This window comes from Cupriavidus alkaliphilus, from assembly GCF_900094595.1.
Taxonomy (GTDB): Bacteria; Pseudomonadota; Gammaproteobacteria; order Burkholderiales; family Burkholderiaceae; genus Cupriavidus; species Cupriavidus alkaliphilus.
Window position 1 is genome coordinate 125,925 of record NZ_FMAD01000002.1, and the last position, 12,919, is coordinate 138,843.

Annotated in this window: 5 protein-coding genes; 2 read left to right on the plus strand and 3 right to left on the minus strand. The window is 63.4% G+C overall.

The window, feature by feature from the left end:
* Nucleotides 1-23 precede the first annotated feature (23 nt).
* Nucleotides 24-2,888, minus strand: a complete 2,865-nt coding sequence (gene uvrA, locus GA0116996_RS04135) for an excinuclease ABC subunit UvrA (RefSeq protein ID WP_092307558.1) — start codon at nucleotides 2,886-2,888, stop codon at nucleotides 24-26.
* A gap of 225 nt (nucleotides 2,889-3,113) precedes the next feature.
* Here uvrA and GA0116996_RS04140 point away from each other — a divergent pair, with 225 nt between their 5' ends.
* Nucleotides 3,114-4,364, plus strand: coding sequence for an MFS transporter (locus tag GA0116996_RS04140; RefSeq protein WP_092307560.1), 1,251 nt, complete (start codon nucleotides 3,114-3,116; stop codon nucleotides 4,362-4,364).
* Nucleotides 4,365-4,588: 224 nt separating this feature from the next.
* Nucleotides 4,589-5,125 carry a single-stranded DNA-binding protein gene (locus GA0116996_RS04145; protein WP_092307562.1) on the plus strand — a complete coding sequence of 179 codons (537 nt, stop codon included), beginning with the start codon at nucleotides 4,589-4,591 and terminating at the stop codon, nucleotides 5,123-5,125.
* A gap of 114 nt (nucleotides 5,126-5,239) precedes the next feature.
* Here GA0116996_RS04145 and GA0116996_RS04150 read toward each other — a convergent pair whose 3' ends face one another.
* Both GA0116996_RS04150 and GA0116996_RS04155 read right to left on the minus strand, forming a co-directional pair.
* On the minus strand, nucleotides 5,240-6,601 hold the full coding sequence (locus GA0116996_RS04150; protein ID WP_092307564.1) for a hypothetical protein: 1,362 nt from the start codon (nucleotides 6,599-6,601) through the stop codon (nucleotides 5,240-5,242).
* Nucleotides 6,598-12,906, minus strand: a complete 6,309-nt coding sequence (locus GA0116996_RS04155; protein ID WP_092307566.1) for an AAA domain-containing protein — start codon at nucleotides 12,904-12,906, stop codon at nucleotides 6,598-6,600. The genes GA0116996_RS04150 and GA0116996_RS04155 overlap by 4 nt, the downstream gene beginning before the upstream one ends.
* Nucleotides 12,907-12,919: the final 13 nt, after the last annotated feature.

Genomic DNA, 12,919 nt, shown 5'->3' on the forward strand with positions numbered 1-12,919 from the left:
CGGCCCGCCGGACGGTTCCCGCTTCACGCACGCTTGAGCAGCGGCGCCAGATACTTCCCCGTAAAGCTCGCCTTGCTCTTCGCCACGGCCTCCGGCGTGCCCCGCGCGATCACCTGGCCGCCACCGGCGCCGCCCTCCGGCCCCATGTCGATCAGCCAGTCGGCGGTCTTGATGACGTCGAGGTTGTGCTCGATGATGACGACGGTATTGCCCTGGTCGCGCAGCTTGTGGATGACCTTGAGCAGCAGTTCGATATCGTGGAAGTGCAGCCCGGTGGTGGGCTCGTCCAGGATGTAGAGCGTGCGCCCGGTATCGCGCTTGGACAGCTCCAGCGACAGCTTGACGCGCTGCGCTTCGCCGCCGGACAGCGTGGTCGCCGATTGTCCCAGCCGGATATAGCCCAGGCCCACGTCAAGCAGCGTCTGCAGCTTGCGCCGCACCACCGGCACCGCGCTGAAGAACTCGTGCGCCTGCTCGACGGTCAGGTCGAGCACCTCGGAGATGTTCTTGCCCTTGTACAGCACCTCCAGCGTCTCGCGGTTGTAGCGCTTGCCGTGGCAGACGTCGCAGGGCACGTACACGTCGGGCAGGAAGTGCATCTCGACCTTGAGCACGCCGTCGCCCTGGCACGATTCGCAGCGCCCGCCCTTGACGTTGAACGAGAAGCGGCCCGGGTCGTAGCCACGCTCCTTGGCCGACGGCACGCCGGCGAACAGCTCGCGGATCGGCGTGAACAGGCCGGTGTAGGTGGCCGGGTTGGAACGCGGGGTGCGGCCGATCGGGCTCTGGTCGACGTTGATGACCTTGTCGAAATGCTCCAGCCCCTCGATGCGGTCGTGCGCCGCCGGCTCCGGGGTCGAGCCGTACAGGTGGCGCGCCACCGCGTGGTAGAGCGTGTCGTTGATCAGCGTCGACTTGCCCGAGCCGGACACGCCGGTGATGCAGGTCAGCAGGCCCACCGGCACCTCGGCGGTGACGTTGCGCAGGTTGTTGCCGCTGGCGTTGACGATACGCAGCAGCCGCTCTTCATCCGGGGCGGCGCGCTGCTTCGGCACTTCGATGCGGCGCTGGCCCGACAGGTACTGCCCGGTCAGCGATGCCGGCGAATCCTCGATCTGCCGCGGCGTGCCCTCGGCCACGATCATGCCGCCGTGCACGCCCGCGCCCGGGCCAATGTCGACCACGTAGTCGCAGGCGCGGATCATGTCTTCATCATGCTCGACCACCAGCACCGAGTTGCCGATATCGCGCAGGTGCTTGAGCGTGCCGATCAGGCGGTCGTTGTCGCGCTGGTGCAGGCCGATCGAGGGCTCGTCCAGCACGTACATCACGCCGGTCAGGCCCGAGCCGATCTGCGACGCCAGCCGGATGCGCTGGGCCTCGCCGCCGGACAGCGTATCGGCGCTGCGCTCCAGCGACAGGTAGTCCAGCCCGACGTTGTTGAGGAAGTTCAGCCGCGCGGTGATCTCCTTGACGATCTTGTCGGCGATCTCGCGCTTGGCGCCGTGCATGTCCAGCGTCAGGAAGTAGGTCAGCGCATCGCGCAGCGGCCAGCCGTTGATCTCGAAGATCGCGCGCGCCTGCTCGCCGTCGCCCAGCTTGACATGGCGCGCCTCGGTGCGCAGCCGGGTGCCGTGGCAGGCCGGGCAGGGCTGGTTGTTCTGGTACTTGGCCAGTTCCTCGCGCACCGCGACCGAATCGGTCTCGCGGTAGCGGCGTTCCAGGTTGGGGATGATCCCTTCGAACACATGCTCGCGCACCGTGGTGCGGCCGCGTTCGTTGATGTAGGTGAACGGGATTTCCTGCTCGCCCGAGCCGTGCAGCACCACCTGCTGCACGTTCTCCGGCAGGGCCTCGAACGCGGTCTCGGTGTCGAAGTCGTAGTACGCCGCCAGGCTTTGCAGCATCTGGAAGTAGAACTGGTTGCGGCGGTCCCAGCCCTTGATCGCGCCCGACGCCAGCGACAGGTTAGGGAATGCCACCACGCGCTTCGGATCGAAGAACGTGATCTGCCCCAGCCCGTCGCAGCTCGGGCACGCGCCCATCGGGTTGTTGAACGAGAACAGCCGCGGCTCCAGCTCCTGCAGCGAGTACGAGCAGATCGGGCAGGCAAAGCGCGAGCTGAAGGTGTGCTCCTTGCCGCTGTCCATCTCCAGTGCCAGCGCGCGGCCGTCGGCCAGCCGCAGCGCAGTCTCGAACGACTCGGCCAGGCGCTGCTTGATGTCGGCGCGCACCTTGACGCGGTCGACCACCACGTCGATGCTGTGCTTCTCGGTTTTCTTCAGCTTGGGCAGCGCGTCGACCTCGTAGACCCGGGCCTGCGCCTCATGCGCGGTGCCGCCGCCCGAGCGGATGCGAAAGCGCACGAAACCCTGCGCCTGCATGCTGTCGAACAGGTCCGAGTGCTCGCCCTTGCGGTCGACCACCACCGGCGCCAGGATCATCAGCTTGGTGTCTTCCGGCAGCGCCAGCGCCGCGTCGACCATCTGCGACACGCTCTGCGCCTGCAGCGGCAGGTTGTGGTCGGGGCAGTAGGGGGTGCCGGCGCGCGCGTACAGCAGGCGCAGGTAGTCGTGGATCTCGGTGACGGTGCCGACGGTCGAGCGCGGGTTGTGGCTGGTGGCCTTCTGCTCGATCGAAATCGCCGGCGACAGCCCTTCGATCAGGTCGACATCCGGCTTCTCCATCAGCTGCAGGAACTGGCGGGCGTAGGCGGAGAGCGATTCCACGTAGCGGCGCTGGCCCTCGGCATAGAGCGTGTCGAAGGCCAGCGAGGACTTGCCCGAACCGGACAGACCCGTGATCACGATCAGCCGGTTGCGCGGCAGGTCGAGATTGATGTTCTTCAGGTTGTGGGTACGCGCCCCACGGATCTTGATTTCTTCCATATGCCGAAAAGTCGTCGCCAGGCGGGCCGCCCCGGCCGGAATGCGCGCCCGGGCGCACCTCTCGGGGGCAGCCGGCATGGCCAGGTGACCCGGGAAGCGCGAAGGAGCAAACCTGTTAATATACCCAACTTCGGTTTCCGGGGTTGTCCGGCCACCAGCGGACCCGACCATTGCCGCCCACCGGCAACCAGCCCGACCCCGAATCCACACGATCCCACGATCGCAATGCCGTCGATCCCTTCTTCTTCCCCGGAAACGGGTGCCGCCGACGCATCCCAGGCCCCCGCGCGCGAACGCATGACGCGCGCCGAACTGCGCGCCGCGGTCTCGCTGGCCAGCATCTTTGCGCTGCGCATGCTGGGCCTGTTCCTGATCCTGCCGGTCTTTGCCGAGTACGCCCGGGCCCTGCCCGACGGGCAAGACGTGCAGCGCGTCGGCCTGGCGATGGGCATCTACGGCCTGATGCAGGCGTTCCTGCACATCCCGCTGGGCTGGCTGTCCGACCGCGTCGGACGCAAGCCGGTGATGGTGGGCGGCCTGCTGCTGTTCATCGCCGGCGGCCTGGTGGCTGCGTTCTCCGACACGCTGTCCGGCATCATCGCCGGGCGCGCGCTGCAGGGCATGGGCGCGATCTCCGCCGCCATCACCGCCTGCATCGCCGACCTGACCCGCGAGCGCCATCGCACCAAGGCCATGGCGATGGTGGGCGGCAGCATCGGGCTGACCTTCGCGCTGTCGCTGGTGATTGCCTCGCCGCTGCTGCACAGCATCGGCATGTCCGGCATCTTCGGGCTGATGTCGGTGCTGGGCCTGGTCGCCATCGGCGTGACCGTGTTCCTGGTGCCGACCCCGCCGCCGCCGCACCCGGTGCGGCTGCCGTTCCGCAAGGTGCTGCTCAACGGCGACCTGGCGCGGCTCAATGTCGGCGTGCTGGCGCTGCACGCGTCGCAGGTGGCGATGTTTATGGTGGTGCCGGCGATGCTGGCCGATGCCGGCATGCCGCTGGACCAGCACTGGAAGGTCTACCTGCCGGTGGTGCTGGTGTCGTTCGTGCTGATGCTGGGCCCGATGATGGCGGCCGAGCGCTACGGCCGCGTGCGCCCGGTGCTGCTGGGCGCGGTCGCGCTGATGACCGCGGTGCAGCTGCTGTTCGCCGCGGTGCACGGGCTGTGGGCCATCGTCGGGGTCTTGCTGCTGTTCTTCGTCGCCTTCAACGTGCTGGAGGCGATGCAGCCTTCGCTGGTGTCGCGCTACGCCGCGGCCGCGCGCGGCGCGGCGCTCGGGGTCTACAACACCACTCAGGCGCTGGGCCTGTTCCTGGGCGGCGCCGCCGGTGGCTGGCTGCTCAAGCACGAGGGCCGCAGTGCCGTGTTCGTCGGCTGCGCGGCGGTGCTGTTGCTGTGGCTTATAATCGCCTGGAGCATGAAGGCGCCGCCGGCGCGCGGGCAGGAAGCCGCACCGGCGACCGCGGCCTGAGCCGGCGCCTGGTTCCGCATCATTTCGTAAAGCATTCGGGCCGGAAAGAGGCCTAGCATCATCGCGCCACCCGGCATTCTGGCGGGGGCGCGATGTTCGTTTACGTCGCCGTTTACGTCGCCGCGCTATCGCGTCAAACTACGGCGTCACACCACAACCCGCTTTTACCGTCATCGTATTGCCACGCTTTTCAACACCGCGCGTGGCTTTTGGAGAACATTCACATGGCATCGGTCAACAAAGTCATTCTCGTCGGCAACCTCGGCGCAGACCCCGAAACGCGCTACATGCCCAGCGGCGACGCGGTCACCAACCTGCGCCTGGCTACCACCGACCGCTACAAGGACAAGCAGTCCGGCGAGATGAAGGAAGCCACCGAATGGCACCGCGTGGCGATGTTCGGCAAGCTGGCCGAAATCGCCGCCCAGTATCTGCGCAAGGGCTCGTCGGTCTATATCGAGGGCCGCATCCGCACCCGCAAGTGGCAGGACCAGTCCGGCCAGGACAAGTACTCCACCGAGATCGTTGCCGACCAGATGCAGATGCTGGGTTCGCGCCAGGGCGGCGGCGGCGGTGGCGGCGATGAAGGCGGCTACGGCGGCGGCGGTGGTGGCGGTGGCTATAGCCGCGAAGCCTCGGGCGGCGGCTATGGCGGCGGCCGCGGCGCGCAGGGCGGTGGCCAGCAGGGCGGCGCCGCGCGCCGTCCGCAGCAGCCGGCCTCGAACGGCTTCGAGGATATGGACGACGACATTCCGTTCTAATCGGAACTTGCGCTAAAAGTGTAACGAAAGGCCCTGAAATTCCCGTCCAATCAATGGGTTAGACGGGAATTTGTGGGTCGCAGTCACTGACGCCAAGCGACCGACTTTTTGTCGCTAGATGGCGCGTCGGGACGACAGCTTTCGATTGTCGATCGATTCTGAAGTCTGACGGGTATCGTCAACAACCTTGAGGGGCACCTGCCCGATACCCATTGCCCTTTCAATAAGCAGGCCACTTCCATTTTCGGTGACGAGTTGCTGCAGTCGGGCAAATTCTCCGCACCAGATCGTCTCCACATCCTTGTCGCGGTTTGTGTCGCGATCGCTGGTCAGTGCAACAGCACGAACCTGAAGGCGACTCGATTCAGCCTGGCCGCCAATTTCGACGCCGTAGCCTGGCAAGGAAGATTTGCGCAGGACGACGCGTCCATCTGTTGCCCATGCTGTGGCCATGCCTTCATGAACCTCGTAGCCAAGTTGGGCAAGCCCTTGTAGGATGACTTCCCGTCGCGCCTCTGCCGCCTTACGCCGCAATTCACTCTCGAGCAAAGTCTGGCACTGTTCGACAAGTGCCGTGAGCGTCGATATGGGCGTCGCTCCGGTACAAGCCGCGGCTTGCGCGCGCAGCGATGTCGACGCCTCGGAAGTAAACGGCTCGATTTGTACCGCAATTTCGACAAGTTTCTCAATGGCGGAGCGCCGAGCCCGCGCTGTTTCTATTCCCTTTGACAAGTCGAGAATGAGGCTGTCGAGCAGCAGCTTCCTTCGTGCTTCATTTGGCTCGCTTTCCATCGATCGCAGCCGCGTAAGGTACGTCGCTGTTTCCTCGCGACCAAGAATGATCTCTGCTTCGGCAATCTGGGCGTCCACGCGCTCGAGCAGCATGTCCACGGGGGATGTGGGCTTGTTTCTCGCTTTCCACGCTTCGAAACTCTGCCCTTCGTTGGGCTCGGCAAGCCGATTTGCCAGGTCTCGCTGTGCGGCGGTCAGGGCCGATTTCTGCTCCGTAGCCAGCAGATTGAAACCCTGAGCGAGAAGCGCATCGACATGATCGGCGCCTTCGCCGCGGGCGATCGACTCCAGTTGCTTTTTCAGCTCATCGGGAACGTTCCTGCCACATGCTTTGAGCACGTTGAGAAGGGTGGCCGCGTTCTCCTTTCCCCTGCGCCCCCGCTGCCGTGCCGCCGCGGCCCTTTCTATTGCCAAGCGTTCACGCCGAAGCGCGTCAGCCTTGAGAAAGGCGATTTCCTCAGGGACTCTCTTCTGCAAATCTATGAAGGCATCTTGTTTCAGCAGCTCAGCGAGCACACGTCGGCGCTCGCGCGTTGCGCTTGCCTCTGCGTCGGAAAGCTCTCCCATCTCCCCGCACTGAGCGGTCCATTGCGTTATTGCCTGATCCAGTTGGCGAAGTTGTCCCTCACAGATGGCGAGGATCTCTTCGCGCGTCACAATGCGTACGACCTTTGGGCCACTCATGCTGAACTCTCCATAGCCAGGGCGGCCTCAATGGCGGATTTGAGTCGCGCGCGCTCTTCGTCGCCGTTGTGATACCACGCTTGAGAAGATACGCGGTGCAGATGTGGTATCGCACGCCGCAAAACCGACGGACGCCAGATCTCGCGGGCACGAGCACGCCGCAACAAGGGGTGTCGCGGAGCGTCACATTCGATCCCGATGGCGTACAGCCCCGTTTTGGGATCGGCGATGGCGAAATCCATGCCGAAGGCATCACCTTCCTGCGCCGGCACGGCGTGGAAGCCACACAATCCAATGTATGCCAGGACGTCGTTCGCGAAGCCGTCGATCTTGTCGCGTTCCTCGGATCTGGCCTGAGCCCGTTCATTGGACATCCTGGCCAGGAGAGCGCGGCCGCTCGGGAGCTCGCCGTTCGACATGGCTCGTGCATACTCCATGTAGCCCTGCAGATAGTCTCGTGGGATGGCCGGCTTGCGATGGGTGTTGAGCATGTCGGAGATTTCGCGAATGGGCATGGATGTCACAAGAATTACTTTCCTGCGCGCCCGCGTGACCGCAACGTTCAGTCGACGCTCGCCACCTTTCTGGCCGAGAACGCCGAAATGGCGACGGAACGTGCCCTGGCTGTTCCGACCGAAGGTCGTCGAGAAAACAATGACGTCGCGCTCGTCGCCCTGAACATTCTCGACGTTCTTGACAAAGACAGCCATGTCCTCGCCGCCTTCAATACGATCGCTTTCTTCCCGGTATGCATTCCGGAAATGGATGTCCTCTTCCGCGCGCAGTTCCAGCTTTTCCTCGATCAGGTCGGCCTGCTTGCGATTGAAGGTCACAACGCCCACGGAAGGCCGCTCGTCGAAGGGTTGTTGCCAGAGTTTGGCAAGATACTCAACCACACGGCCTGCCTCGGCTTCGTTGGTTTGCTGCTCATACAGACCGTCGACCTGAATGAGTTCGAGAGGTCTCACCTCGCGTACGGTTTCGTCCGGATGGCGAACCGGCACACTCAGATTGTTCTCATAAAAAGCCGCATTCGAGTAGCCAATCAGCTCGCGGTAGGCAGAGCGGTAGTGAATCTGCAGCGTCGAGCTCGGCAATGTTGTTCGGGCTAGCTGCAACAGATCGGGACAGTCTTTGATCTCGCGCCGGTTCCACGTGTCTTCGAAAATCTCCCGTTCTTCCTCTGTCGCGTCGTCGTCCGGCTGTTCGCCATCGAAGAGTTCCGCTTCGTCGCTTTCTGCGCGACTCGAGAAGAAGGCAGTCGGCGGCATTTGTTTCTCGTCGCCGCTGACAATCGAAAGGGTGGCTCGAAAGAGGGTAGGCAGGGCATATTCGACCGGCATCTGCGACGCCTCGTCATAGACGACCGCGTCAAACAGGTTCGATTTGAGCGGAAGAACGCGACTGGCCACGTCGGGGTTCATGAGCCACACGGGACGAAGGGTCATCAGCCCGAGCCCGGCGCCGAGTTCGATGAATTCCCGAAGGCGCCGGGAACGGCGCCCTGTCAGACGGGTTACGTCTTCCCACTCGCGCGCCGTACGCAGCTTGCCACGATCCACGCCCTCACGAAGTACGTCGCGGTTGAGATGGCGCATTTGCTCATCCGCGGCAGCCAAGGCTTCAATTTTTGCCTTTGTCTCGTTCTGGTCCAACAGCAGTTCGGGATATGCCTGCTCCATTTTGCGTTTCCAGCCCAAGCGTGCTTCGCGGTTGATCAGGCGGCGCACCTCCGAGTCCAGATTCTCGGGGCGCACCCTTGTCAGAGAAGCTTCTTGCGTGCGCATCAACGAAAAGATCTCAAGCGCAGCATTGCCCAGATGTCGGGCACGGGTACGGAACTGTTGATACGCCGGCAACGTTGGCAGTGCGTCGTGAATCCGGTTCAGCGGCGCCTGATAGCTGATATTCCGGGCGACCGCATCTTTGCAGGCTTCGAAGAGCTCCGGGGAGAACCAGTCCGTCAGCGACAAGAGCGCGTCCGTACTGTGCTTGCGTGCGTTGTAGCGGATGAACGCTGTTTCAAATCCGTCAAGGAGCTGTTCAACGGGAGCCCGGTCGCCCGTCATGACGGCGGAATCGAACTCGTCACCGCGCGGGGCAATGGCCAGATGTTGCGCCAGTTCCCGGACTTCCTCGAGTTGACGGAGGCGTATCAGACATTCATCGGCAAGCGTTGGGCCGCTGTCCTGGTCAACGGTCTCCAGACGTAGGGATTGGCTCGTCGTATTCAGGGATTCGCGCAACGGCCGCCACCTCAGCTCCAGGCGTGCGGCGGCCAGCAGCCGGTTAAGGGTTTCATTCGTGTCAGGTGCGCCAAGGCCGGCCACGAACTTCAATAGGCCACGGCGCCGAATGTAGGTTGCCGGGTTGAGACGATCAAAGAATGTCGGCGCACGCGTAGCGAGCGTGGCGCGGACTTCGATGTGGGCAAGCTCGGAAGCAGGCAGTCGGGCAAGGGCGGGAGATAGTCGTTCGTCGAAGGGGCCGTTGTCCGTCTGGACGAGGTCCTGATACAGCGCCTTGAGCGACGCGTAGTGTACGTGTCCTGGCGAATCGGCCTGGCCCGCCGGGCGGAACAGCGGTAACCATTGCGCCAGGCGTTTGCGCTGTATGTCGTCAAGTTCGACTAGGGTGCGTGCATTGGCATCCAGCCACGCGCGATATGGCGCAGGGTCGTCCACGTCGAATCTAGCGGGATGGGCCGCAATGGCATCTATTCGAAGCTGCTCGGCCTCGAGGAAGGAAGCGAACGCCGTGTGAAATTCCTTGATGGTCGCCGGATCCGTTGCAAATGGCTTCAACTGGACAAGCGCGCTGCCTTCGAACCGTGCCGGCAACCAATACCGGGCGAGCGGGGAGCATTGCTCTTCGATCGTGGTCAGCGTGGAGATGTCCATGGTGGACAGCTTGCTCCGCAACTGCGGTACGTCAACTGGCGGCTCCCCCGTTTCAAGCTGTATCAGCTCGCCGAGGAGCACCCGATAGCTCAGGCCAGTGGCTTCATCCACTGCATGGAGTGCCAGGTGATGGCGGTCTAGCTCTCCTTCGAGTGCTTCGATTCGCGCCGCCATCCGCTCTCGTTGCCGAGTCCAGCCATTGTCGAATGACGAGCCCTTGAAAATGGCGTCGAGTTGCTCGCGCACGGCGCGTATGGTCGGTTCCCGATCCTTGTTGACATCGTTGACCATGATAATCCGGTCTCCGAGACCCTCAGCCACGAGCCGCTTGTGAACCACCTCCAGCGCCGCGTGCTTCTGACAGACGATCAGCAGACTTCTTCCGTGCCCGATAGCGTCCGCAACCATGTTGACGATCGTCTGGCTCTTTCCTGTGCCGGGAGGTCCTTCGACCAGGAGGCCCGGCCCCTGACGGGCCTGCAAAATGGCGGACTCCTGCGACGGATCGCTTGCCACAGTCAGGTATCTGTCGATTTCCGCGTGACTATCGGGTGCAGGTTCAGCCTCGGCCTTGTCCTTGAGGCGCAGCATGGTCTCAAGCGCGGTGCCCGACGGCGACAGGGATTTCAACTGACGCAGGTCTTCACCGATTGCTTGCCCCATGAACGTGACGTGGAATAACACGGCGGAGCAAGACAGTTGCTGCTGGCCGGGGCGAACCTCGACGTTCGCCGACGGCAATGCCCCGAGCTGTCTGCTCGCGGCAGCCGCCACCATGCCAAAGGCGTCGATCACGTCGGCAATCTTCAGGGCGGAGCGGCTAAGGACGTCTTCCGCCGCCGACCGCCATGCCTTGATGGCCTCGCGACCGAGCAGGCCCTCCAGCGCCGGGTTGAGGCGGACCTCTTCGCGTTCACCATCGAAGGCAAGCGCTACCTGACCGCGCGCACCTAGTTCCGTCAGGAGCTTGACCGGCCATAGCAACACCGGTGCGATGCGAGGCTTGGTGTTACTACGTGTGTCCTTCCAAAGCAGGAAGGGAAAGCCGAGATAAAGGCCGTCAATGCCTGTATCCCTTTTATAGAGGGAAGTTTGCCGGTACAGCGTGGCGAGGCGGCTCTCAAGGCTCGGGCTGGTGCCGAAGATCGACGGATCAATCGCCACGGTCTGCACGTTCCGCTGAAGCAGGTGCTCTAGTATTGCGGCACTGGCGTGTCGATCGGCGTTCAATTCGTGAATATCGACGCGGCCCGTCGTTTTGCCAATCGTCATCCGCACGAGAGGCCCACGCAGAACTGCCGTCGCTACCCTTTTCTCGAAGAAGTCGAGTATTTGAGTGACATACTGCTGCTTTTGCGGTCCCAGCCATTGCTCGACCGGCACCGACAGGAGGACGATGGCTTGGTGGAGCGGCAGGCGACGCTCAAGCCGGAAGTGCTCGGCCCAGCCGTCGATCGATTTGTTGCCTGTGCGTGCAAAGCCGGCAATCCGGTCGTCAACCTTTCGGAAAAGTTCGCTTCGCGACAACGCGAGTTCCGCGCGCGCCGCTTCGGGATCAAACGCCAGAATCTGTTCCATCTCGGCCAGCCGCGAAGCCTCTTCCAGAATGGTATCAACCGACCGGAACTGGCTGATGGACGCACCCAGGAGGACAATCAGGTCCTCTTCGCCGATGATACGCCGCTCCGACAGGGACAGCAGTCCTGGATGGTCCGAATCCGGAAGGAGAAGCCGCCTCTCTTCCCACATGGCGGCCAGGCGTGCACGCGAGGTCGAGAGCAGGTGGATACGGACCGTATTCTCGTCGAGTTCGATATGATGACCATGCGCCCGATTTCGCACCTGTTCGGCACGCAAGCGCAGGCGCGAAAGCCAAGTCTCGGTTTCAAGCCGTTCGAGGAAAGGGGGAACCGGCCCGGTGATCAGGTCATACCCCTCGAGCGGGTTTTGAAGTAGCCAGCCCGGCGTAACAATGTCTCCGCGAAGAATGAGCGGAATTTCCGGATTCAGTAGCTTTAGTGCGATCATGAGCCGCGCATCGTCGTCGACGCCATCGAGTTGCGTGACGTGGCGTATGCCGGCGAGCGCCTTCGCCGAAAGCCCCGCGTTTTCGGCCCATGTGGCAAGCCCCCCGCGCTGCAGATGGTCGAGTGCTTCCGCCCAATTTTCGCGTTCCGCGGCCGCCAATGCAAAGACGGTCGGCTTGCGATACCGATGCTTGCCGAGCGCGATGCTGACACCTTCCTCACTGTCGCCTTCCTTGGTGCTCGCGGACGGGGCCTCGACATCCTTGCCCTCAAGCCACGCTTTCACCTGGGGCCATTGCCATCGTTGATGGCGGTCGCGAGCAAGCAAACCGCGAAGCAACAGGTGTAGCGACGGGTCGAGGTCGTCAGGCAGGGTGACGCCGTTCGCGAGCACGTGAATCAGGAACGCGTGCGGGTTGACGCCCTCGAAACATGCCCCCTGCGTCAATTGCTCCAGCAGAATCATCCCCAGACTCCACCAGTCCGACGCGGCCGCTACGCCTCCGGCGATCGCCTCGGGTGCCATATAGCGCGTCGTTTCAAGCGGGGAGACGATGTCAAGGTCAAAGTCCGACAAGCGGGCCGACCCGAAACCGCTGATGACCAGGTCGATGGGGTCGCGGCTGCGCACCAGCAGCGTACTTGGGCGGAGGTCCCGGTGACGTAGTCCGGCTTCAGAGAATGCTTGCAGCGCTTGTCCCAGTTCATCGACCACATGTCGGATAGTCGGCATGTCCTGGAGCGCAATGCCGATGTCTGCGAGTGTCCCGTTGCTCAGCTCTTCTGCCACTTCGTATGCGCGACCATCCCAACGCCCGGTCGTAATGATCTCTGGCACGTGTCCGCGCGGAAGCCGACGAACCACCTCGTAGATCGACGGATCTGGCTCGGCACCCGGGCGGTAAAGCGTGAGTACCGCCTGCCGGTTATCGTCGCGATGCTGGGCAAGGTATCGTTCGCGGGTCGCATCCGTGCCGGATATCTGCCTTAGCAGTCGCCAGCCTTCAATCCGGGTTTCCTCCGGCGAAGACGGGCTTTCCTGCGTAGTGTCAGCCGGATCGCCGGACGGCCGCTGCGGTTGGCCTTCATGCCCGGCCCCGGGGGTCGGGTCAGCACCGCACGCGAGGCACATAAGGTCGCCGTCGTTCATCGGGTGGCCATTCGTGCAAAGCAATGACCGTGCGGCGCCTACGCGTCCAGAGTCAGCAGCAATGCGCTGCGCCGACTCGGCAGTGACGACTTCGTGTGGTCTCCAGCCGCATTCGCGAATGGGAAGATTCGACAGATCCCACTGGCAGGGCGCGCCGGCAATGGTCCCCTCGCAATACCACTCCTGCACGGACCGCTCGGTCCTGCAATTGGTGCAAAAACGCATCATTGCTGACATTTCC

Coding starts and splice junctions, on each gene's coding strand:
- uvrA (WP_092307558.1), bottom strand. CDS start 2,888: ATGGAAGAAATCAAGATCCGTGGGGCGCGTACCCACAACCTGAAGAAC.
- GA0116996_RS04140 (WP_092307560.1), top strand. CDS start 3,114: ATGCCGTCGATCCCTTCTTCTTCCCCGGAAACGGGTGCCGCCGACGCA.
- GA0116996_RS04145 (WP_092307562.1), top strand. CDS start 4,589: ATGGCATCGGTCAACAAAGTCATTCTCGTCGGCAACCTCGGCGCAGAC.
- GA0116996_RS04150 (WP_092307564.1), bottom strand. CDS start 6,601: ATGAGTGGCCCAAAGGTCGTACGCATTGTGACGCGCGAAGAGATCCTC.
- GA0116996_RS04155 (WP_092307566.1), bottom strand. CDS start 12,906: ATGATGCGTTTTTGCACCAATTGCAGGACCGAGCGGTCCGTGCAGGAG.